Source organism: Acinetobacter sp. ANC 4805 (genome assembly GCF_022549495.1).
GTDB lineage: Bacteria > Pseudomonadota > Gammaproteobacteria > Pseudomonadales > Moraxellaceae > Acinetobacter.
On the sequence record NZ_JAKZGD010000004.1, the window covers coordinates 249,536 to 273,474 of the forward strand.

Genomic DNA, 23,939 nt, shown 5'->3' on the forward strand with positions numbered 1-23,939 from the left:
AATACGCACTTTATGGTGCTTTTGCTTTTGATAAACCTATCTAAAAACGATATTCCTTTCGCGCTATATGCGTCGTAAAGGCATTTCTTAGATATAGAGGACAATAATCATAACAAAAACAAATGATCAATGTTGAATATTTCGTTTAATAGATGTTTTGATGGATTTATATACCGAGGATATAAAGAACCATAGAAACAGATAATAAACTTCATAAATTGAATGACTTGGGTGAAAATATACAAAGTGAACCAAAAGTCTAAATGAATTGATTGGAATGAAGTTAAAAAGAATGATATAAAAAGCCAATTTATGCTAACTAGTGATGGTGTGCTTTTGCACTACATTAGTTCTCTGTTATATGTTTTGCACCACTTTGGTTCGTTATGTCTATTTTGGGGACTAGCTGGGATCGGAATGTTTAAATATGGTGCATTTGTGAAAGCAAACATTATAGTGGACATAGGACATGGAGCTTAAAGCATTTTTTCTGCAAAGAATTTCAATGTTTTAGGTATGCTTTAAAATTGTTGGTATGATAATTGCTAATTATATATCAACAACTAACACGCACTTAACAAGTGCATAAAAATTTCATTGGAGCAAATGAGCATGGCGAACAAGGTCCTTCAACTCATCAAAGAAAGTGGCGCAAAATGGGTCGATTTTCGCTTTACTGATACTAAGGGTAAAGAGCAACACGTAACTTACCCAGCTGACACAATTGATGAAGATACGTTTGAAGACGGTAAAATGTTTGATGGTTCTTCAATTGCGGGTTGGAAAGGCATCGAAGCTTCTGACATGATCTTACGTCCAGATGCTGCAACAGGTTTTCTTGACCCGTTCTTTGCTGAACCTACAGTTGTTGTTACTTGTGACGTAATCGAACCATCTACTGGTCAAGGTTACGAGCGTGACCCACGTTCGATTGCTCGTCGTGCTGAAGAATATTTAAAATCTACTGGTATCGGTGATACAGCATTCTTTGGTCCAGAACCAGAATTCTTCGTTTTTGACGAAGTTAAATGGGATATCGATATGTCTGGCGCGCGCCATACATTAATCGCTGAAGAAGCTGCTTGGTCTACAGGTAAAGATTACGAAGCGGGTAACTCAGGTCACCGTCCACGTGTTAAAGGTGGTTACTTCCCAGTTCCTCCAGTTGATTCTCATCAAGACATGCGTGCTGAAATGTGTGCACGTATTGAAGACATCATGGGCCCTGGTCGTGTAGAAGTACATCACCATGAAGTTGCATCTTGCCAATTAGAAATTGGTGTGAGCTTCAATACTTTAGTTCGTAAAGCAGACGAAGTTCAACAATTCAAATATGCAGTTTGGAACGTTGCTCACCAATATGGCAAAACAGCTACATTCATGCCTAAGCCAATGGTTGGTGATAACGGTTCAGGTATGCACGTTCATATGTCAATCTCTAAAGATGGCAAGAACTTGTTTGCTGGTGATGAATATGCTGGTTTATCAGAAATGGCATTGTTCTTCATCGGTGGTGTGATCAAACATGCTCGCGCGTTGAATGCGATCACAAACCCAGGTACAAACTCTTATAAGCGTTTAGTTCCACACTATGAAGCACCAATTATGCTTGCTTACTCAGCACGTAACCGTTCTGCTTCTATCCGTATTCCTTACGTTTCTAGCCCTAAAGGCAAGCGTATTGAAGCACGTTTCCCTGATCCATTAATGAACCCGTACTTAGGTTTCTCGGCATTATTAATGGCTGGTCTTGATGGTATTCAGAACAAGATCCACCCAGGTGAAGCTGCTGACAAAAACTTGTATGATCTTCCTCCTGAAGAAGAAGCAAAAATCCCAACAGTTGCTCATAACTTGGAAATGGCTATTGCAGCACTTCAAGCTGACCATGAGTTCTTGTTGAAAGGTGGTGTATTCACTAAAGAAATGCTTGATGCATATATCGAACTTAAAACTGAAGATGTACGTCGTCTTAACACGACTACTCATCCAGTTGAATTTGATATGTACTACAGCTTGTGATACACACATTTCTAATGCTGAAATAGGTTAACACTTATTTCATATAAAACGCCCGATGAATTTCATCGGGCGTTTTATATTTTTCTGTATATAGTCCTGATTTAAATCTAATAGAAAACATGTCAGTGTATGTAAAGAAAAATAATGGTTTGTTGGCTTAATTGATATGTTATTTAGGTTGTTTTTTTAATTCTTAGATTCTCATAAGTAAGTTGCGTAGTTCTACTATATTTTTTAATTTATGTTAAATGTTTATAGTAGTCCCAACTTTATGAATTAGACGAGTTTTTTATATTTGTTCTGTATTCTTGCAAACTGTAATAACTTCAGGTTTTAGCTCAGGTAATGACTTTCTCTGACCCATCATATAGGGATGGTCGGCGAGTGAGAGCATGTCTAGATCTTCTTCGCTATTTCCATAAGCATAAATATATTGATAATCTTCTAAATTATATCGTTGCAAAATCCGTAATTTTTTCTGTTCACGGCTACAATCCTGAGAGCTATAACGACCCGTTAAAATACCATTTCTAATTTCTGTTTCTGTACAAATTAACTCAATATTGAGCAGTTCGCAGATTGGTGCTAAATACAAATCGACTGATGCAGAAACAAGAACGATATGATCACCACGTTGTTGGTGTAAATAGAGTTGTTGTAGTAAATCTGGATCTAACTTTTTAACCAGTTGTTTCGCATATTCATATACTAAATTTTCTACAACATCTGCTGAGATTCCCTTAAACATGGTTTGAAATAAACGAGGTCTCATCGCATGAGCTGGATACAAGCGTAAATAATAGGCTTGAATCCAAGGTAATATTGTTAAGCCTTTTTTGACGATGTGACGCTTTGATAGGGTAAAGAAAATAAACCCTGTAAAACTATCTTTAGGATAGAGTGTGCCATCAAAGTCAAATAAAGCAAGATTTATAGTTTTATGCGTTTCGCTCTTTGCATGCATGTCTCATATCGTCCATTTACACGGCTTGCAAACCAATTTGTATTGTAGTCACGACTCAGTTTAGGTCCTGAAATAACGACTTGTGGCATGACGGCATAGATTGGTTCTTTTTTGGTTTTATTTTGATAAAGCTTCTGTACTGCTAAATAGGTCTGAGTATCTTCAAATTTTTTCTCTTTTTCTTTTTTCAAATCATCGCGAATTTGGCGTGGTGTCACTAAAATATTATTTTTTGCAAAAATTGCAATCAGCTCTTTTTCAGTTTGGCTTTGTGTTGATTTTACATCACCATCTTTACTATAAAGCAATAGGTCGCCATCTAGGCTAATTTCAGTTTTTGTGAGTGCATTTAACATGGTTTGGAATGCTGCATTACGGCTTGAATAAACACCAGAGTTGTAGTCTGCAAAACGATAGATTGCTTTATCATAATCAGCAGGGTATTCCATTAAACGATGAATACCATAATATAAACCACCATATTGGGTATACAGATCATTGCGTAGTTCAGCAATGCTACCACTTTGGCGTTTATGTTCTTTTGCGTAGTTAATATGAACTTGCATTGAACCTAAAGTGGTAATTGGATTCATTTTTTCGCCAATGTCTTGCCCAACAAGTTTAGCTGCACCTGTTAATGCACTAACATGGTAATGCTTTGACATGTAATCGAAAATTTCACGGTAGAGTAAATCAAGTTCACGCTCAGTTTTGACTTTGCGCATTTGGCTCATGTAGTTATTTTCAGGAGATGGTTGGTTTTTGAGTACATCTTCGAAATAACCAGCAATTGTTCCACCAATTGTTTCGCCCAACTTGGCTTCAAATTTTTCTTTGAGTCGAGTATTGATTTCTTGTACTGCTTTTTCCCCAAGCCCAGGCACAGTTGGGTCAGCAACAAAATTTGATTCCTGATCAACGACTGCAACGATACTGCACACATTTTGCTTCGTTTTAGGAATATCGAGTTGCTGCATGATATCAAAGATATCTTTTGCCCACGATTGACGATCGTTTACACGGGGAGGAATGACCTTCTTAATCTGTTCTGCTTCCATTTCTGGCCCTTTACCATTAGACCACCACGCCTTATCTCCACAAGCTGACAAGCTGAGGCATGCAGTAATGATGCTAACAATTTTTAATAAAGGACGAGTCGGGAATGATTTATTCATAATCAGAACAACACCACATAATAAAGATGAGTCAAATGGGCGAATGAAGTATACTATGTTGCTCAGAATTTGTAAGAATATATATGTATATTGGTTCGTATCAACTGTCAAATAATTTGATTGTTGCACCTATGGCAGGTGTAACGGATAGACCCTTTAGGACACTGTGTAAATACTTTGGTGCAGGTCATGCTGTCAGTGAAATGATGACGGCTGATAAAACCCTGCGTATGAGTAAAAAGAGTTTATATCGGGCAAATTTTGACGGTGAACTAGCACCCATCTCAGCACAAATTGCAGGTTCTGACCCTGAACAGCTTGCTGAAGCTGCACGTTATCAAGTGGCAAATGGCGCGCAAATTGTTGATATTAATATGGGTTGCCCAGCCAAAAAAGTCTGTAACAAACTTGCGGGTTCAGCTTTGTTACAAGATGAAGACTTGGTTGCTCGTATTTTAGATGCTGTGGTTGCTGCGGTTGATGTGCCTGTGACTTTAAAAACTCGATTGGGTTTTTTAAATGGACATGAAAATATTTTACGTGTTGCAAAACGCGCGGAAGAATCGGGAATTGCTGCTCTAGCGTTGCATGGTCGTACCCGTGAAGATATGTATTTGAATACAGCACGGTATGATCTGATTAAACAGGTCAAAGAATTGATTGATATTCCTTTGATTGCGAATGGAGATATTGATAGTCCCGAGAAAGCCAAATATGTTTTAGATTATACAGGTGCAGATGCTATTATGATTGGGCGTGCAGCACAGGGGCGACCTTGGATCTTTAGAGAAATTGCACATTATTTGAAAACAGGCGAACATTTGGCAGCACCTGATATTGCTGAAGTGAGAACTGTACTGTTAGGACACTTGGCTGAACTTTATCAATTCTATGGTGAATACTCAGGTTGTCGTATTGCACGCAAGCATATTGCTTGGTACACCAAAGGCTTGCATTCGAGTAATGAATTTCGCCAAAGTATGTATAAAGTAGAGAATACTGCTGATCAGGCAAAGGTTGTAGAAGCATATTTTGATCAATTGCTTGATCTAGGGCAGCGTATGAGTGATGTGCAAGTTGAACAGGTTAATTTGTTAGAAATTAAATAGTTGTGTTGTTTTTGGTGATTTTAAAAAACCCTGTAATGATGATCATTACAGGGTTTTTTATTATTCCAAATGCGCCGTGATTTTTTGCAAAATTTGCAAGATCACATCAAATTCACTTTGCAATGGTGTGCTTTTTCGTGTCACCAAAGCTAAGGTACGACTCGGCGCAGCTTCAATTGATTTAACGGCAATTTCTTCATTGAAATGAATCATACTGTTTTTCAATGCAATTTCAGGTAGAAGCGTAAAGCCAAGATCAGATGAAACCATTTCGATGAGTGTTGGAAGAGAGCTTGCCTTCAAACGATGATCATTTTTACGCTCACCTACAGGACAAGCACTTAAAGCATGATCACGTAAGCAATGTCCTTCCTCTAGCAACATTAGACGCGATAAATCCAAATCATCTAGTGAATTTGCATTTTCAGCATTCTTGTCATTTTTATTGTAGACAACAAATAAGTTTTCTTTTGTGATTTCAGCAACTTTTAATCCACGCGTATCGAAAGGAAGCGCAAGCACAATCATATCCAGATTGCCGTGTTCTAATTTTTCTACGATTTTTTCGCTTTGAGCTTCATGCAAGTGAAGTTGAATCTTTGGTAATTGCTGATGCACTTCATCAAGAAGTTGGGTCAAGATAAATGGTGCAATCGTTGGGATAATCCCAAGGTGTAAATCACCCGTTAGTGGTTCACTCATTTCTCGACTTAAACGCATCAAGTCTTGCGCATCTGCAAGTAATACACGCGCACGTGCGACAACTTGTTCGCCTAAAGGGGTTAAACGAACATTTTGACGATCACGCTCAACTAGGACGCCACCTAAGAGACGTTCCAACTCCATGATGCCACCCGATAAGGTGGACTGAGTAACAAATGAACGACGTGCAGCTTCAGTAAAATGTAAAGTTTCTGACAACGTAACTAAATACGATAGCTGTCTTAATGAGGGTAATGCAGCCATAGAGTCCTAGTGTGATGATCTAAAGTGGTGAGCAAACAAACCGCTAAGTTGTGGAATGAAGTGAGCAGGAATATCATGCCCCATTCCTTGAATTAATTCAAATTTAGCACCAGAAATTGCCTTCGCAACGGCTTTCCCATGACTTGGCGGTAATAAACGATCTTTTGAGCCATGTACAACCAAAGTCGGTTGAGTAATATCTTTGTTCAATGGTAATAGCGAACCTGTACATAATATTGCTAAAAACTGTTGAAGTACACCCGCTGGATAGAAACTACGACGATATAGTTTGCGAATCGTTTGAATTGCTTCAACTTGATTCACATAACCTGGAGAACCAATGATGTGAAAGACCTTTAAACTGTGATTAACAATTGCTTCTTCATCATGTGCTTCAGGCTTACCAATTAAACTGAAAAGCTGTTTTGGAAATGGCGGTGGAAGGAAGGGCTGATTGTTACTGGTAAATAGTAATCCAATTTTTTCAACTTTTTCTGGATATTTTGCAGCTACAATTTGAGAAATCATGCCACCCATTGACGCACCTAGGAGATAGGTTTTTTCTAGCCCTAATTGGTCGATCAGCATTGAGACATCTTCAGCCATATCATAAAGCGTATAGGGTGCGCCATCATTGCCAAGCCCCATGATAAAGCGACCCATTAATTTCATAGTATTGAGTCGTTTTCTTTTTTCACGAATTTTTGAGGATAAACCAATATCTCGGTTATCAAATCGAATAACACGAAAGCCTTGGTCAATTAATGATTTACAAAAAAAGTCAGGCCAAAACAGCATTTGAGCACCTAAACCCATCACCAATAAAATTGTTGGGTGTTCTGGGTTTCCCCCAATTTCAACATGCAGTTGAATACCATTGCCTAAAGTGACTTTGGTTTCTTGCATAAATGGGGCGTAAGGTGACACATTAAATTGTAAGGCGCTGTTCATGGCATTCATTCCGAGTTGAATTCTTTTTATCGAATTAAAGTCTGTTGGAAATTCCTTTCTCAACAGACCCTAATTTAAACCTTAAACTTGTGCTGGAATCAAGTCAGGAACCAGTTTGGTTAAGCTTAAACGTTGTTTACTTGCTGTTGCACCTAACAGTACAAAGCCTCGTAATGTTCCTTCGCTATCCGCAGCTTTTGCAAGCATACCATCATCAAATTCTTCTGTTTCCCAACTTACATCAATACCGATTGGTGCAGGTAAAACAGTTAATGGCGCAGCAGGCGTTTTTACTGCAACAGGCATAGCAGGGTAGTGTACCGCAGTGCTTTGACCACTCAGAGTTTTTGCTAAGGCACGTGCTTGTTGCATGATTGGCATCACAAATGGCAATAATGTTCCATTCACTTCAGCACAGTCACCCACCGCATAGATATCTGCTTGATTGGTTTCCAATAAGGTATTGGTCACGATACCGCGACTGGTTTGAATATTTGCAGCTTTTGCCAAGCTTGTATTTGGCTGTAAACCAATTGCTGAAAGGACGATATCGGCAACGAGGGTTTGACCATTTGCAAGTGTAACCGCATAGTCTTCGCCATTATTCGTTTTTGTTACTTTCTCTACCGTAGTTGAAAGTGCAAATTTAATACCTGCTTGTTCTAAATTGGTTTTAAATGCATCTGCAACATGATTTGGGAGTAAACGACCGAGCGGTTGTGGTGCAAGATCAATCACAGTGACATCATAGTTGCTATGAAGTAAATCGTTGGCAAACTCGCAGCCAATTAAACCCGCACCTAGAATCACAACACGTTTATCTTTGCGGTTTGCTAAATTTTCACGGAATGTACGATAGTCACTGAGCGAGTTCACCACATGAATATCATCGCTACCATCACCAGCAATGGCTAAACGAATTGGATTTGCGCCAACAGCAAGCACAAGTTTTGAATAAGGTTGAGTTATGCTTTCACCATTTTTTTCTAAGGTGATCTCATGATTTTCAGCATTAATCTCTTTTACCAATGTTTCAGCTTCAATACGCATATTGAGTTGAGCTGTCATTTTAGCTGCATCGCCTAGAGCAATTTGTTCAGGTGCTTTATTACCTGCAAATGCGTTAGATAATGTTGGTTTTGCATAATTTACCGCATCATCTGCGCAGATCATAACCAGTTCTTGTTCAGGGCTTAGTTTGCGAAATTCTCGTGCAACAGTATAACCTGCCATGCCCGATCCGATGATGACGATAGGATGCATTATATTCTCCAGTATTTTTTCAATAAAAAACAAACGATAGGAAAAAAAAGACCATGATCATAATCACGGTCTTTTAGATCTATTTAGATTTCAATCATTTCAAAATCAGCTTTTGAAACGCCGCAATCTGGGCAAGTCCAATCATCAGGGATATCTTCCCATTTGGTACCTGCTGCAATGCCGTCTTGTGGCCAACCATCTGCTTCGTCGTAAATCCACCCACAAACGATACATTGATATTTTTTCATGTGACTCTCCAAACTGATAGGTGTGCTCAAATTGCCTTTCAGTAAAACTATTCCATAATGTCGCTACGATCGCTGCAATACAACAAACTTGTGTTGATCAGGAGTTAGATTTTTACGCAGAACGCCATTTAAGTAAAGCAAATGCAAGAGTTTAATCATTTATGTAGAAAGTGGAATGGCAATTTGTTCTGAAAGTCTTGTTATTTGAGCAATTACTCTAATTTTTGTAGATATGTATATGCTTATAGCATTTTAAAAACAGTAAAAGTATAAATACAGAGTGGGTGAAAAATAACCATTTAAAATTAAAAGATCAAAAATATCACCATAATTATGAGGAAAATAAAAATGCAGACCTTATCTTATGAAATTGAAATTCATGCTTCTAAACAAAAAGTTTGGGAGATTTTATGGCAAAAAGGAACTTATCAAGCGTGGACGCAATTTTTTTCTTGCAACTCGACCATGCGATCAGACTGGAAAGTAGGCGGTAAAACCTATTTCTATGATGATAAGGGAGATGGCATGATTTCAACAATCGAACGTTTAGATGAACCTAATGTGATTATTTTTAAACATATCGGGATGATTCAAGATGGAGAGGAAGATACTGAAAGTGACGATGTAAAATCTTGGGCAGGTGCATTAGAAAAGTACATGTTATTTGATTTGGATGACGTTACTCAACTCTATGTAGAAGTGGATATTCAACCCGAATATATTGAAATGATGAATCAAGGATTTGAAAAAGGGTTAGCTTTGGTTAAACAACTCGCTGAGCAATAAAATCACTTTTGCCGTACATTTATTACAAGATCGGCGTACTATTTTTGCTTGGAAATGGATAAATCTTTGCTTTTTTCGCCTTTGTGGTACTGAAATGATGCGAAAATGGGCTTTGATCTGCTATTCTATGCCACTTCAATTTTACTTAAATCGAGGCAGAGATGACGCAACAAAACGCTCAATCGACTTCTGAACAAACACTTTCCGAAAACGATTTAATCGCACAGCGTCATGCCAAATTAAAGCAAATCCAAGAGACTGCCAAACAAACAGGTAAGAGTCCTTGGCCGAATACGTTTAAACGTGAGCACTATACGGGTGACTTACAAGAACAATTTAAAGATCAAGATAAAGCACAAATCGAAGGTGCTGAAAAAGTTTATGTAAAAGTTGCGGGTCGTGTCATGTTAAACCGTGGGTCATTTATTGTGATCCAAGACATGACGGGTCGTATCCAACTGTATGTGGATCGTAAAGGTTTACCAGCTGACATTTTAGAAACTATTAAAAGCTTAGACCTTGGCGATATTATTGCTGCTGAAGGTTATATTGGTCGCTCTGGTAAAGGTGATTTATATGTACACCTTGAAGGTTTTGAATTATTAACCAAATCACTTCGTCCACTTCCAGACAAATTCCACGGTTTAACGGATACTGAAGCGAAATATCGCAAGCGTTATTTAGATTTGATCGTCAACGAAGAAACACGTAAAACCTTTGAAATTCGTGCCAAAGTGGTTGCAGGTATTCGTGCATTCTTGACCAATGAACGTTTCATGGAAGTTGAAACGCCAATGATGCATATCATTCCGGGTGGTGCATCGGCTAGACCATTTGTAACGCATCATAATGCTTTAGATATGGAACTCTATTTGCGTATCGCGCCAGAGCTCTATTTAAAGCGCCTTGTGGTGGGTGGTTTTGAGCGTGTGTTTGAAATTAACCGCAACTTCCGTAATGAAGGGGTGTCAACACGTCATAACCCTGAATTTACTATGATCGAGTTTTATCAAGCTTATGCTGATTATAAAGACTTGATGGCATTGACTGAAAACATGCTTGAGAAATTGGCAGTCGACATTTTAGGTTCTACTGATTTGCCTTATGGTGATGAAGTATATAGCTTCAAAGGGCCATTCAAGAAAATTTCAATGTTTGATGCCATTCTTGAACATAATCCTGATTTCACACCTGAAAATGTGAATGATCGTGAGTTCTTAGCTAAATTTACTCAAGATGTGTTGAAAGAAAAAGTGAAGCCAAGTTTCGGTTTAGGTAAATTGCAGACGATTGTCTTCGAAGAAACTGTAGAAACGAAACTACGTCAGCCGACATTCATTACAGAATACCCTGCTGAAACTTCACCACTTGCGCGCCGTAATGATGATAATCCTCATATTACAGATCGTTTTGAGTTCTTTATTGGCGGTCGTGAATTAGCCAATGGTTTCTCGGAATTAAATGACCCGATTGACCAAGCGGAACGTTTCCAAGCACAGGTTGAGGAAAAAGACGCAGGTGATGATGAAGCTATGCATTATGATGCAGACTTCATTGAAGCATTGGAATATGGTTTACCGCCTACAGCAGGTCAAGGGATTGGTATTGATCGTTTGGTTATGCTATTTGCCAACGCACCAAGTATTCGTGATGTATTGTTGTTCCCACATATGCGCCGTAAAGATTAATTTCTGATACGCATTCATAAAAAGCCACTTTCAAAAAGTGGCTTTTATTTTCTTGGTTAATAAGTGTAATTGTTTGGTTTGATGATTGAAAAACACGCATAAAAAAACGATGATGTATTGGATAAATACATTTGAGAACAGTTTGGGTATGTTTGTAAAAAAATCGCTTTATATCGCATTATTTTCGGCTATTTCAGCCACTACTTTTGCTCAAGGTCTTGTATTGAATGATGCAAACTTACGCACTGACTTAAATTGGTTAAATCAACAAGGTGTTATACAGATTAGCACTTCAACGTGGCCGTTGAGTGGTAACGAAATTCAACGTGCTTTATCACAAGCAAAGGTCAGTAATAATACACAGCAAAAAGTGATCAATTCTGTACTAAATGCACTTCAAGCTGATAATGAAACCGTAAAACTTGGTTTACATGCAGCTACTGATTTAAAAACTATTCCTCAAACATTTGCTGATAACCAAAAATCACAATATCAAGCAGCCGTTGAATTTAACGCGGGTGGGGAAAGCTGGGATGCCAAACTGCGTGTTAATGGGGAGAAAGATCCTTTAATTAATCATGGGCATGATGCAAATGTTGAAGGTTCTTATATTGCAGGTAAATTCTGGAATCAATGGGTCGTTGCTGGTCAGATACCAACTTACTGGGGACCTGGACATGATGGTAGTTTGATTCGTGGGGATGCAAGTCGTCCTGTATATGGGGTTACAGCACAACGTGCTGTTCAAAATGCTTTTGAAACAAAGTGGTTGTCATGGATTGGACCTTGGCAGTATCAAGCTTTTGCGGGTCAATTAGATGATTATAAAGCAGTCCCTGATGCGAAACTCATTGGTTTGCGTTTAACAGCTCATCCATTTCCAGCATTAGAAATTGGTGCTTCCCGTGCTATTCAATGGGGTGGTGATGGTCGATCTGAGAGTTTAAGTTCACTTTGGGATGCCTTTACAGGAACAAAAGATAATGGTGGGACGGGCAAAGCCGATCCATCTAATCAAATTGCTGGATTTGATGGTCGATTATCTTTACAGCCTTTGCTTGATGTTCCAGTCAGTTTATATGGTCAGTTTGTTGGAGAGGATGAAGCTGGCGGATTACCTGCAAAATATATGTATCTCGGTGGTGTAGATTTTTCTTCAAGTTATAACAATATGCCATATCAGCTTTATGCTGAATGGGCAGATACACGCACCAATGGTGAAATTAGAAGTATTTCTTATACACATACGACTTATAAAGATGGTTATTACCAACATGGTTTCCCTTTAGGCCATGCAATTGGTGGTGATGGGCAAATCTATTCTGTGGGTGGTGATATTCGTTTTGATGTGATCAATCGTTTAAGTGGGCGTGTATTGTATACAAAGGCGAATCAATCCAATTTGGCAATTAATGACGCATTTCCAAAACAAGACACATTAAAAGGCTTAGATTTAACTTGGACGCATTATTTAAAACCAACAATTCCGTTAAAAGTGAATGGTTGGGTGAGTGATTCTGATCTCAATGGTCGTGATGGTGGTCTTTCAGTCGGTGTAGAAATTCCATTAGAAAAGAATATGTTCCGTTTCTAACAAATTTGAGTAAAAAAAGAAGCCGACAATGGCTTCTTTTTTGATCGTATTTTAGGCGTTTTAAAGTCGTGATCTTCTGTTTTGTCGCTATGCATATCACAATTTTGCATATTGATATGAAAAAACAAGCTAAAGAAGTCAATCTAAATTATTATAATGGATAACCTTTACTAGATTACTGATTTGTTCGCTAGTAAGAATATCGATATCACGAAAAATTGGAGTTGTTATGGTACTCGTTCCTCCACACGGTCTTCCAAGTGGTGGTTTAATGCCACTTATAGATTTTATGGGTAACATGGATAAAGGGGGATATGTACATGACTGAAAATAGATTAACTCACCTCAAGCAACTTGAGGCTGAAAGTATTCATATTATTCGTGAAGTTGCCGCTGAATTTGAAAACCCTGTCATGCTTTATTCTATTGGTAAAGATTCAGCTGTAATGCTACATCTTGCAATGAAAGCATTTTACCCTGCAAAACTTCCGTTTCCACTCCTGCATGTAGATACAGGTTGGAAGTTTAAAGACATGATCACATTCCGTGACAACATGGCAAAAACACATGGCTTTGATTTGATCGTACATCAAAATAAAGAAGGTCGTGATGCAGGAATTAACCCATTTGATCATGGTAGTTCAAAATATACGGACATCATGAAAACTCAGGGTTTAAAGCAAGCATTAGATAAATATCAGTTCGATGCTGCATTTGGTGGGGCACGTCGTGATGAAGAAAAATCACGTGCGAAAGAACGCGTCTATTCATTCCGTGACACTAAGCATCGTTGGGATCCAAAAAACCAACGTCCAGAACTTTGGAATCTTTACAATGGTAAAGTGAACAAAGGCGAAAGTATTCGTGTTTTCCCTTTATCTAACTGGACTGAGTTAGATATTTGGCAATATATTTATTTAGAAAATATTCAACTTGTTCCTCTTTATTTCTCAGCTGTACGTCCAGTTGTAGAGCGCAGTGGCACACTCATCATGGTAGATGATGAGCGTATGCGTTTAAAAGAGGGAGAAGTGCCTCAAATGAAATCGGTACGTTTCCGTACACTCGGCTGTTACCCATTAACAGGTGCAGTTGAATCAGAAGCGGATACATTGCCTGAAATTATCCAAGAAATGCTTTTGGCTACGAGTTCAGAGCGTCAAGGTCGTATGATTGACCATGATGAGGCTGGTTCGATGGAAAAGAAAAAGCAAGAAGGTTATTTCTAATTTCCTTAAGCAAGTCCCTCTTTTTAAAGAGGGATTTAGGGGAGATTAGAACCGATTTCTAAAGAATATGTGGAGTTTTGAGCAATGTCTCATCAATCAGATCTTATTAGCCAAGATATCTTGGCATATTTAAAACAGCACGAAAATAAAGACCTACTGCGTTTTTTGACCTGTGGTAACGTCGATGATGGTAAATCAACACTTATTGGTCGTTTGCTTTATGATTCAAAGTTGATCTATGAAGATCAATTACAAGCGGTAACACGTGACAGTAAAAAAGTAGGAACGACTGGTGATGCGCCTGATCTTGCTTTACTTGTAGATGGTTTACAAGCTGAACGTGAACAGGGGATTACGATTGATGTAGCCTATCGTTATTTCTCAACTGAAAAACGTAAGTTCATCATTGCAGATACACCAGGACATGAACAATACACACGTAACATGGCAACGGGCGCATCAACAGCTGATCTTGCCATCATTTTGATTGATGCGCGTTATGGCGTACAAACGCAAACTCGCCGTCATACTTTTATTGCAAGCTTACTCGGTATCAAGAATATCGTAGTTGCGATCAATAAAATGGACTTGGTTGAGTTTTCTGAAGCACGTTTTAATGAAATTCAAGTTGAATATGATGCATTCTTAAGTCAGCTTGGTGAACGTCGTCCAGAGAATATTTTATTCGTTCCGATTTCGGCATTGAATGGCGATAACGTCGTTAATCCATCTGCAAGTACGCCGTGGTACAAGGGTCAAACCTTGATGAGCATTCTTGAGTCGGTGGAAATTAAACGCGAATCAAATAAAAATGAATTCCGTTTCCCTGTTCAGTATGTAAATCGTCCAAACCTTGATTTCCGTGGTTTTGCGGGTACGATTGCGCTTGGTGAAATCAACGTTGGTGATGAAATCGTTGCCTTACCTTCAGGTAAAAAATCAACGGTTAAAGAAATTGTGACCTTTGATGGAAATCTTGAACAAGCAATTGCAGGTCAAGCGGTTACCTTAACGTTAAATGATGAAATTGATATTTCTCGTGGTAACGTTTTGGTTCGTGCAGGTGAACAACCGCTTATTTCACGTAGTGTTCGCGCATCTGTTGTATGGATGAATGAGCATCCTTTAGTGAAAGGTAAACTATATAACGTTAAAATTGGTACGCAAACTGTTCCTGCAAAAGTCAGTGCGATCAATTATCGTGTCAACGTAAATACTCTTGAACATACTCAAGTTGAAGAAATTGAGTTAAATGCGATTGCAGATCTTGTGATTGAGTTTGATGCTCCAGTGGTATTTGACCAATATCAAGATAGCCGTTATACAGGTTCGTTTATCTTTATTGACCGCTTAAGCAACGTTACTGTTGGTGCGGGGATGGTTGAAGCCGCAGTAGAATGGACTGCGCATAGCAATCCTGTAACAGCGGAAGATCGTGCCGCTCGTTTAGGTCAAAAACCTGCTGTGATTGGTGTTTCTGCGCAGTTAATCGAGAATGCACAAGCTTTAGAAAGTTTGTTGATTCAACAAGGTGTCGTTGCGATTGCGAAAGTTGGTTTAACGACTGAGCAAATTACGCTGTTACGTGAAACAGGTGTTGTTGTGCTCACAACAGTTGTTGATGGTACTGATACTGATATCACTGCTGACACTGTTGAAGAGGCAGTTGATCAAATTATTGAATTAGTTCGCCTGTAAGCGATTGAACTGATTTAAACAAGCCCGCTTCATGAAGCGGGCTTGTTTATTTTATACAACTTAGATTTTAGTTTTAGAGGTTGCTGATTTTGAGCTGTGATTTAAAAGATGAGTAAATATATCGGGCTGATATTTTTATTCTGTTTTGAAATGTCTTTTATGAGACAATAGTTCTTTAAATTATTGTCTAAGGACTCCCATGACTGAACAATCTCCTGAATATTTAAGCGATATCGAAATTTTAGACGTTCTACAGTCTATGAAAAAAGATGAGCTTGATGTTGAAGCAAATGAGATCATCCGTAATGGGGGAAAGGCTGGGCGTCAAGAAGCACATAAACAAGCATTGGTGGCTTTGAATACAAGTTTTGAAGAAAAATTTGTAGAAGCAGTGACACTTGCATTAGGTTTAAATGCAGGGCAGGCTAAAAAAATCCGTTATAAAAAAGACCGTATCCGTATTTTAAAAGTACGTGATATTGATTATCTTGCGATTGATGGTGCAGAAACGGCACAGGTTTTATCTCAGGTTGCACAGGCAATCAGCCGCGAGGATGCGATTGTGACTGAAGGTTTACATAATATTTTTCCATTTTGGAAAGAAGGCTGGCCAATGGTTCAGTTTGATAATGCATATAAAATTTTATCTGAAGACATAGCGATTCATTACCAAGCGACTTTAGATCAATTGATTTCATTGTATGGTGGAAATTAAGATTCAATAAGATTTCTGCAAAATGGAATAAATGATTAAAAATAACAAGGATGTTAATTTTATGAACTCGAATTTAGAGATTCCGCATGAGGCTTTACAAGCATTAAGAGCAGGGCAACTGATTGATGCAATTAAAATTACGCGTGAGAAAACAGGTCTTGGGTTGAAAGAATCCAAAGACTTGGTTGAGCAATATTTAAAAGATCATCCACAAGAGCAAGCACTTATTCAAGAGCAATTAGCTCAACGTAGTCGTGGTGGCGTTAAAATCTTTATTCTGATTTTTGTCGTATTCATCATTTTAACTTGGTTAATGATGAAATAAAATTAAGCCCAAGAAATGGGCTCTATTTTATGGTGCGTTATTCTGTTGGTGATGTAGGCGGTTCATTTTCTAAGCTTGGGATAATTTGAGTGACCAGTAATTGATCAATTTTATAATGATCAATATCAACCACTTCAAACTTAAAACCAGCATATTCTACCGCATCAGCAGGACGTGGAATTTTACGTAGACGATACATAATAAAACCAGCGATGGTTTCATAATTCTCGTTTTCAGGAAATTCTTCAATTCCGAGTACATGTTTTACATCTTCAATAGGGGTGCTACCATCAATTAGCCATGAATGATTATCACGTTTAATGATTTGTAGGTCTTCTTCCATTGGTGTGACCCAATCACCCATCACCGTAATCATAATATCGCTTAATGTAATGACACCGACAACTAAAGCATACTCATTAATCACAACAGCAAATTTTTCTTTGGTCGAACGAAAACGATCTAGTACTTCAGATAAAGTCAGCGTATCAGGAATGATCAGAACAGTACGAATGGTTGATTCATTAAGCTGAAGGAGAGATTGATTATTTAATATACGTACTAAAATATCTTTTGTATCAACATAACCAATGACTTGATCTATTTGTTCATTGCACACTAAAAACTTCGAGTAGGGATATTCGGCTAATTTCTGGCGAATACTATTCTCGTTTTCTTTTAAGGTGAAATAAACCACATTTTCACGTGTGGTCATACTTGATGGGACGGTACGTTCTTCAAGTTCAAAAACATTTTCAATAAAATGATGTTCTTGTTTCTGTAGTACCCCAGCTTGAGCCCCAGCATCCATAACGGCTGAAATATCATCAAAGGTAATGTTGTCATCACGAATGGTATTCACTTTAAATAAACGGAACAGCAGATTGGCAATGGCATTGATTCCCCAAGCCAATGGTTTGCAGACTTTAATAAAAACTTGAATCGGTTCAATGACACTAATCGCAATTTTTTCTGGAGCGATCATTGCCAAACGTTTTGGCATTAAATCAGCAAATAGAATAAATAGGGAGGTCACTAGGGTAAATGATAAGGCAAAGCCAATGGTTTCTAACCAAGGACCCACATAGAATTGTTTCAGCATTTCTACAAAAAACGGACGAAAAGCGGCTTCACCTAAAATGCCGCCTAAGATTGCAACGGCATTTAGTCCTATTTGCGAGGCTGCAAAAAAGTCAGCAGATTGTTCTTGTAAGTCCAGAACTTTTTGCGCACGAATTTCACCAGATTCTGCCAAGATCTTTAATTTAACTTTTCGTGCGCCAGCAAGTGCAATTTCAGTGAGTGAGAGGAATCCTGCTGCAATAATCAGCACAATAATGATAATAATATTTTGGAAGAGACTCACACATCACCTGTGGTTCATCGTTTATTATGAATATGTTGTAACATAAAAAAAGAAGAGAGGTAATTGGGTATTACCTCAGTATAACAATTTTGCTTATGAAACAAGTATATCCGTAGAGGGATTCATATTGTTACAAAGCAATATTTTAGTATTGTGAAAATTGTGAATTATTTAAAAGAAACTCACGATTTTCTTCTTCAATCATTTGGCGTGCAACAAATAGAATCAGTTGTCTTAACCAACGATGTGCTGGATGATGATGTAATAGTGGACACCAAGCCATTTTTAGCTCGAATTCTGGAATGTAGAAAGGAGGATCTTTGATTAGAAGTCGAGGATTCTGTGCTTGTAGGCGTGCCATACGTGTTGGTAATGTGGCAATCAGATCAACATTTTGTGCTAAAAGTGCAGGCATTTGATAATGGCGTGTAAATACCGAAATCTTACGACGTTGACCAATGCGTTCTAAGGCTTGATCAATCCAACCAAGTCCTGCTTGTTTGTCAGGGTTTACGCCAAAACCTACCCCCATTCCTGTTTTAGATACCCAAATATGTTGAGCATCTAAATAGCTTTTAAGATTGAGGTGAGTTACAGCAGGGTGCTTATCATTTAAAATACAGCTAAAACTATCACGCCACACCAAAACTTGGTGGAAACTTTGTGGTATTTCGTTAAAGCGATTAATTGCTAGATCAACTTTACCTTGCTCCATGTCACGATAAGACACATCACTTGGTGTTAAGAAGTCGAGTACAACATTTGGTGCTTCTGAGCGTAATGCTTTAACTAAACGAGGAACAAGTGTTGCTTCAGCATAATCCGATGTCATAATACGGAAAACACGAGTACTTGTATAAGGTCTAAATTCGGTACGTGGTTCTAAAATCATTGACAGATCTGACAATGCATCACGAATACGAGGTTGTAACTCTAATGCACGTTCAGTTGGTGTCATTCCTTCAGAAGAACGAATCAGGAGAGGGTCATTAAATAAGTTACGTAAGCGACGTAATATATTACTCATCGCTGGTTGGGTAACACCCAGTTGTTCGGCAGCACGTGTGACATTTTTTTCACGAAGAAGTACATCAAGATAAATTAATAAATTGAGATCCACTCGCTCCAGATTCATAAAAAAAATACCGAAAATAAAATTTTTGAATTGTGTTGAATTATGACATATGTAAAACCGTTTGTGTAACTTAATACACTATAAAAATGGCAGTAAATGGTTGAATAGGTTGGTCTGAGTGAGTCATTCACATTTATATAATTTGGAAGTTACGATCAAAATTCTATAAATGGAGTCAAAATAATGAAAAATAACCATTATTTTAATGCGAGCGATTATTTCAGAGATTTTTTTGTATGGGGTACTGATTTTAAAGTGTGTGGAAATAATACGATTCTAATAGAACATTCTATTTTTTTAGAATTTTTACTGTTATTAAAATGTTTAATAACAGTAATTTGTGGTTTTTATTTAAATTTTAAATCCCTCTTTATCTGTATATTTCATAAATAAATACTGAAAATTAACCTAGGATATTGGATAAATTTGTTTGCAAAGACTAAGCTGTGCAACATGTTGATGAAATGCTTAAAATCTAGACTATAAAAGCATGATTTTTAGCAGTCATTCGATGCCAATCCTCAAAAGGAATATATCATGTCTACATATCAAACAGCGATTGATGCAATCCGCGAACTAAAAGCAAAATTCGGCAACACTTGGCGCGATATCAGCGCAGAAGATGCTGCGCGTATGCAAATGCAAAACCAATTCAAAACTGGTTTAGACATTGCTAAATATACAGCTGCGATTATGCGTCGTGATATGGCTGCTTATGATGCTGATTCTAGCAAATACACTCAATCATTAGGTTGCTGGCACGGTTTTATCGCGCAACAAAAAATGATCGCGAACAAAAAATACTTCGGTACTACTGAACGTCGCTATATCTACCTTTCTGGTTGGATGGTTGCTGCACTTCGTTCAGAATTTGGTCCACTTCCTGACCAATCTATGCACGAAAAAACTTCAGTACCTGCTTTGATCGAAGAAATCTATACTTTCTTACGTCAAGCTGATGCGAAAGAACTTAACGATTTATTCCGTGCGCTTAAAAAAGCAAACGAAGCTGGTGATACTGCTAAAGCTGCTGAAATCACTGCTCAAATCGATGGTTTCCAAACTCACGTTGTGCCAATTATTGCGGACATCGATGCTGGTTTCGGTAACGAAGAAGCAACTTACTTACTTGCTCGTAAAATGATCGAAGCTGGTGCTTGTGCGCTTCAAATCGAAAACCAAGTATCTGATGCTAAACAATGTGGTCACCAAGCTGGTAAAGTAACTGTTCCACACGAAGACTTCATCTCTAAAATCCATGCATTACGTTATGCATTCTTAGAAATGGGTCTTGATGATGGTATCATCGTTGCTCGTACTGACTCTGAAGGCGCTGACTTAACTCAAAAAATCCCAGTGGTTAAAGAGCCAGGTGACATCGCTTCTCAATACATCAGCTACTTAGACACAACTGAAATTGACATCGCTGATGCTGAAGAAGATGAAATCTTAATCAAGCGCGGTGGTAAATTACACCGTCCTAAGCGTTTAGCTTCTGGTTTATATCAGTTCCGTGCTGACACTCAAATTGACCGTGTTGTACTTGACTGTGTATCTAGCCTTCAAAATGGTGCTGACCTTCTTTGGATCGAAACTGCGACTCCAAACGTAGAAGAAATCGCTCACATGGTTAACCGTGTACGTGAAACAGTTCCAAATGCTAAGCTTGTTTATAACAACAGCCCATCATTCAACTGGACTTTAAACTTCCGTCAACAAGCTTACGACCGTTGGGTTGCTGAAGGTAAAGACGTTTCTGCTTACGACCGTGCTAAATTAATGAGCGCTGAGTACGATGCAACTGAATTAGCTGCTGATGCTGATGAGAAAGTACGTACATTCCAAGCTGATGCTTCTCGTGAAGCGGGTGTGTTCCATCACTTGATCACACTTCCTACTTACCACACTGCTGCGCTTTCTACTCATGAGCTTGCACAAGGTTACTTCGGTTCTGAAGGTATGTTGGCTTATGTTGCTGGCGTACAACGTAAAGAAATCCGTGGCGGTATTGCTTGTGTTAAACACCAAGCAATGGCTGGTTCTGACATCGGTGATGATCACAAAGAGATCTTCTCTGGTGACAACGCTCTTAAAGCGCACGATGATGCTAAAAATACAATGAACCAATTCTCGGCTCACTAAGCTTTGACTTGATTCAATAAAGAAACCCTGCATATGCAGGGTTTCTTGCTATTGGTTTTTATAAAACTAATAAGAAGTGATTGCTTATTTAACTTCTTTTTTAAGTTGGTACTTATCTGCTAAAGCACCTGTAATCTGATTGCCTTCTAAATCTAGTGCTTTTAGATGACCTTCAGCAACAAAATATTTGCGATTATCGCCAGCTTTATCTAACGTAATAATAGATGAATTTTTACTGTCGAATTGGAAGCTACCTTTGCTTTCAAATGCTTTACCATCACCTTTACCGAGATAGGTTTCTTTTATTTCATAGGTTTTATCTAGATTGAGTTTTAACTCGGTTTCAATCCCTTCACAATCTGCGCAAGGGAGTACGCCTTTGTAAGTACCATTCCAATCTAATGAGTTTTCAGCAGTGTGTGCTGTATCTGCTATCGCAGTCTCTGATACTGCTTCAGTTGTCGTGGCTGGTGCGGGTGTTTGCTGCTCTTCTGTTTTTTTATTTTCAGTTTTGCTACAAGCCACTAAAACAAGAGAAGCTAACGAAAGTGCGAGAATGGATTTTTTCATTTTTGATTTGACCTTTTTGAAAAGATTGCCATCTAAACTATGAAATTTCAAAGGAAAAGGGTAGTGATAGTATGTAAGTGTTATTTAACCTTTAGTAAATTGATTCATTGCTTTAATTGCAATTTTTTCTATTTATATTGTATTAATAATCTGAATTTTGGTATTAGAAAACCATAAACCATTGATATGAAAAAGCCCTCATCAAAAGATAAGGGCTTTTTAAATTTTGGAGCGGGAAACGAGACTCGAACTCGCGACCCCAACCTTGGCAAGGTTATGCTCTACCAACTGAGCTATTCCCGCAATATGAAAGCATTATAGAGAATTTCATCAAACTGTCAACTCTCTATCATACTAAGTGCTTAATTAATCAGCACGCCGCCAAGTGGTTCCTTGACGAGTATCTTCAAGAACAATCCCTTGAGCTAACAATGATTGGCGAATTTCATCTGCTTTCGTAAAATCTTTCGCTTTCTTCGCATCGACACGTTGTTGAATAAAACTTTCAATCTCCGTATCAGACAGAGCAAGTGCTTCCTGTCCAATATCAGATTTTAAAAACTCTTCGACATCATGTTGAACCAAACCAAGAATGTTCATTAAATGACGTAGCGTTGAATACAGAACTGTTGCTTGCTCAGCTTGTTCTTCTTTAACAGCACGATTTAATTCTTTATTGAGCTCAAATAATACTGCAATTGCTTCAGCTGTGTTGAAGTCATCACGCATTGCACTATTGAAACGTTCAACAAAATCTTGTTCTAAGGTTTCAACTGTTTTTTGCCCATAAATTTGTTGATAGGCTTTAAAAGAATGATAGAAACGACTTAACGTTGCTTTCGCTTCTTTTAATGCGAAATCTGAAAAGTTCACTGGGCTACGATAATGTGATGACACAATAAAGTAGCGAATGACTTCTGGATGGAATTTATCCATAACATCACGAATGGTAAAGAAGTTGCCTAATGATTTAGACATTTTCTCACCATCAACATTGATGAAACCGACATGCATCCAGTAATTCACATACTGTTCACCCGTCGATGCTTCGCTTTGCGCGATTTCATTTTCATGGTGTGGGAACATGAGATCCGAACCACCACCATGAATATCGAAATGATTACCTAAGCAGCAAGTCGACATTGCAGAACATTCAATATGCCAACCTGGGCGACCATTACCCCATGGTGAAGCCCATGCAGGTTCATTTTCTTTGGCATGTTTCCAAAGTACAAAGTCAAATGGATGCTTCTTGTCTACTTCGACATCCACACGTTCTGATGCGCCAGCTTGCATATCATCCAATTTACGACCTGATAAGCGACCATATTTATCAAATTTAGTGACTTCAAAATACACATCGCCATTTTTAGCAGGGTAGGCAGCACCTTTACTAACGAGTGTGTTGATCATGTTTTGCATTTGATCAATATATTCAGTTGCTTTTGGTGCTTCGTCTGGTGCAGCACAGCCTAAGTTGGCGGCATCTTCATTCATTGCATCAATAAAACGTGCTGTGAGTTGTTGGATGCTTTCACCATTTTCATTGGCACGCGCAATGATTTTGTCATCAATATCGGTAATGTTGCGGATATAGCGAACTTTCCAGCCTTGGCTACGTAAGAAGCGGATGATGTAGTCAAATGCAACCATAACTCGAGCGTGTCCAATATGACAGTAATCGTAAACGGTCATACCACAGACATAGATATCGATTTGACCTTCTTGGCGTGGGACAAATTCAACTTTTTTACGTTGCTCAGAATTATATAGAACAAAATGTTGCATAAGGGTTTTCAAACACTCTACAAAAATCGTGATTCATCATAACGTATGCATTGTATTTCATAAAGTTATCAGGTGAAAAAAATGGAGAAGTGCTATTCATGATTGGGTCAGTTGAAATCTAATGGATTGTTTCCAAATGATGTAGGCTTAGAAAATCTATAAAACGAGTATGATTTGTATGTTGCTATATGGTTTATAGAGAGGA

Annotated in this window: 20 protein-coding genes and 1 tRNA gene; 10 read left to right on the top strand and 11 right to left on the bottom strand. The window is 38.2% G+C overall.

The features are described from left to right. Window positions 1-606: 606 nt before the first annotated feature. On the top strand, window positions 607-2,022 hold the full coding sequence (gene glnA / locus MMP60_RS07465; protein ID WP_241335675.1) for a type I glutamate--ammonia ligase: 1,416 nt from the start codon (window positions 607-609) through the stop codon (window positions 2,020-2,022). A gap of 289 nt (window positions 2,023-2,311) precedes the next feature. Here the strand turns inward: glnA and MMP60_RS07470 are convergent, their stop codons facing one another. Both MMP60_RS07470 and MMP60_RS07475 read right to left on the bottom strand, forming a co-directional pair. Then, entirely contained in the window at window positions 2,312-2,986 is a 675-nt protein-coding gene (locus MMP60_RS07470; protein ID WP_241335676.1) for an HAD-IB family hydrolase, read from the bottom strand. Then, window positions 2,953-4,161 (bottom strand): DUF1615 domain-containing protein, encoded by a 1,209-nt coding sequence (locus MMP60_RS07475; protein ID WP_241335677.1) that lies wholly within the window; start codon window positions 4,159-4,161, stop codon window positions 2,953-2,955. Before MMP60_RS07475 ends, MMP60_RS07470 begins: the two co-directional genes overlap by 34 nt. A gap of 83 nt (window positions 4,162-4,244) precedes the next feature. Between MMP60_RS07475 and dusB the strand changes: the two genes are divergently transcribed. Beyond that, complete coding sequence (gene dusB / locus MMP60_RS07480; protein ID WP_241335678.1) at window positions 4,245-5,270, top strand: tRNA dihydrouridine synthase DusB; 1,026 nt, start codon at window positions 4,245-4,247, stop codon at window positions 5,268-5,270. Window positions 5,271-5,330: 60 nt separating this feature from the next. Here dusB and oxyR read toward each other — a convergent pair whose 3' ends face one another. From oxyR to rubA, 4 genes are all read right to left on the bottom strand, one after another. Then, entirely contained in the window at window positions 5,331-6,236 is a 906-nt protein-coding gene (oxyR, locus tag MMP60_RS07485; protein WP_241335679.1) for a LysR family transcriptional regulator OxyR, read from the bottom strand. A 6-nt stretch (window positions 6,237-6,242) separates the two neighbouring features. After that, window positions 6,243-7,187, bottom strand: a complete 945-nt coding sequence (gene estB, locus MMP60_RS07490; protein ID WP_241335680.1) for an esterase EstB — start codon at window positions 7,185-7,187, stop codon at window positions 6,243-6,245. A gap of 81 nt (window positions 7,188-7,268) precedes the next feature. Beyond that, window positions 7,269-8,450, bottom strand: coding sequence for a rubredoxin reductase RubB (gene rubB, locus MMP60_RS07495; RefSeq protein WP_241335681.1), 1,182 nt, complete (start codon window positions 8,448-8,450; stop codon window positions 7,269-7,271). 83 nt (window positions 8,451-8,533) lie between these two features. Beyond that, a complete protein-coding gene (gene rubA, locus MMP60_RS07500; RefSeq protein ID WP_004663059.1) occupies window positions 8,534-8,698 on the bottom strand; it encodes a rubredoxin RubA in 165 nt (54 codons plus the stop codon). A gap of 348 nt (window positions 8,699-9,046) precedes the next feature. Here rubA and MMP60_RS07505 point away from each other — a divergent pair, with 348 nt between their 5' ends. From MMP60_RS07505 to MMP60_RS07535, 7 genes are all read left to right on the top strand, one after another. After that, the gene (locus tag MMP60_RS07505; RefSeq protein WP_241335682.1) at window positions 9,047-9,484 is read left to right on the top strand and encodes an SRPBCC domain-containing protein; all 438 of its coding nucleotides are present in this window, start codon (window positions 9,047-9,049) and stop codon (window positions 9,482-9,484) included. Between the two features lie 161 nt (window positions 9,485-9,645). Next, window positions 9,646-11,172 carry a lysine--tRNA ligase gene (lysS, locus tag MMP60_RS07510; protein ID WP_241335683.1) on the top strand — a complete coding sequence of 509 codons (1,527 nt, stop codon included), beginning with the start codon at window positions 9,646-9,648 and terminating at the stop codon, window positions 11,170-11,172. A gap of 148 nt (window positions 11,173-11,320) precedes the next feature. Beyond that, window positions 11,321-12,766 (top strand): capsule assembly Wzi family protein, encoded by a 1,446-nt coding sequence (locus MMP60_RS07515; RefSeq protein WP_241335684.1) that lies wholly within the window; start codon window positions 11,321-11,323, stop codon window positions 12,764-12,766. Between the two features lie 320 nt (window positions 12,767-13,086). Next, a complete protein-coding gene (gene cysD, locus MMP60_RS07520) occupies window positions 13,087-13,995 on the top strand; it encodes a sulfate adenylyltransferase subunit CysD (protein WP_005053074.1) in 909 nt (302 codons plus the stop codon). 84 nt (window positions 13,996-14,079) lie between these two features. Then, window positions 14,080-15,693: a sulfate adenylyltransferase subunit CysN gene (cysN, locus tag MMP60_RS07525; protein ID WP_241335685.1), complete on the top strand. Its 1,614-nt coding sequence runs from the start codon at window positions 14,080-14,082 to the stop codon at window positions 15,691-15,693. Window positions 15,694-15,892: 199 nt separating this feature from the next. After that, on the top strand, window positions 15,893-16,408 hold the full coding sequence (locus MMP60_RS07530; RefSeq protein ID WP_241335686.1) for a hypothetical protein: 516 nt from the start codon (window positions 15,893-15,895) through the stop codon (window positions 16,406-16,408). A gap of 61 nt (window positions 16,409-16,469) precedes the next feature. Beyond that, a complete protein-coding gene (locus MMP60_RS07535) occupies window positions 16,470-16,733 on the top strand; it encodes a ribosomal protein L7/L12 (protein WP_241335687.1) in 264 nt (87 codons plus the stop codon). A 37-nt stretch (window positions 16,734-16,770) separates the two neighbouring features. Here MMP60_RS07535 and MMP60_RS07540 read toward each other — a convergent pair whose 3' ends face one another. Both MMP60_RS07540 and MMP60_RS07545 read right to left on the bottom strand, forming a co-directional pair. After that, complete coding sequence (locus MMP60_RS07540) at window positions 16,771-18,099, bottom strand: hemolysin family protein (RefSeq protein WP_241335688.1); 1,329 nt, start codon at window positions 18,097-18,099, stop codon at window positions 16,771-16,773. Window positions 18,100-18,244: 145 nt separating this feature from the next. Then, complete coding sequence (locus tag MMP60_RS07545; RefSeq protein ID WP_004663040.1) at window positions 18,245-19,234, bottom strand: LysR family transcriptional regulator; 990 nt, start codon at window positions 19,232-19,234, stop codon at window positions 18,245-18,247. Between the two features lie 537 nt (window positions 19,235-19,771). Here MMP60_RS07545 and MMP60_RS07550 point away from each other — a divergent pair. Then, window positions 19,772-21,376, top strand: coding sequence for an isocitrate lyase (locus tag MMP60_RS07550; RefSeq protein WP_241335689.1), 1,605 nt, complete (start codon window positions 19,772-19,774; stop codon window positions 21,374-21,376). Between the two features lie 84 nt (window positions 21,377-21,460). On the opposite strand, the gene MMP60_RS07555 is transcribed toward MMP60_RS07550, so the two are convergent. From MMP60_RS07555 to cysS, 3 genes are all read right to left on the bottom strand, one after another. After that, the gene (locus MMP60_RS07555) at window positions 21,461-21,946 is read right to left on the bottom strand and encodes a copper resistance protein NlpE (RefSeq protein WP_241335690.1); all 486 of its coding nucleotides are present in this window, start codon (window positions 21,944-21,946) and stop codon (window positions 21,461-21,463) included. Between the two features lie 227 nt (window positions 21,947-22,173). Further along, window positions 22,174-22,249: transfer RNA gene (locus MMP60_RS07560), tRNA-Gly, on the bottom strand. 63 nt (window positions 22,250-22,312) lie between these two features. Next, window positions 22,313-23,734, bottom strand: coding sequence for a cysteine--tRNA ligase (gene cysS / locus MMP60_RS07565; RefSeq protein ID WP_241335691.1), 1,422 nt, complete (start codon window positions 23,732-23,734; stop codon window positions 22,313-22,315). Window positions 23,735-23,939 lie beyond the last annotated feature (205 nt).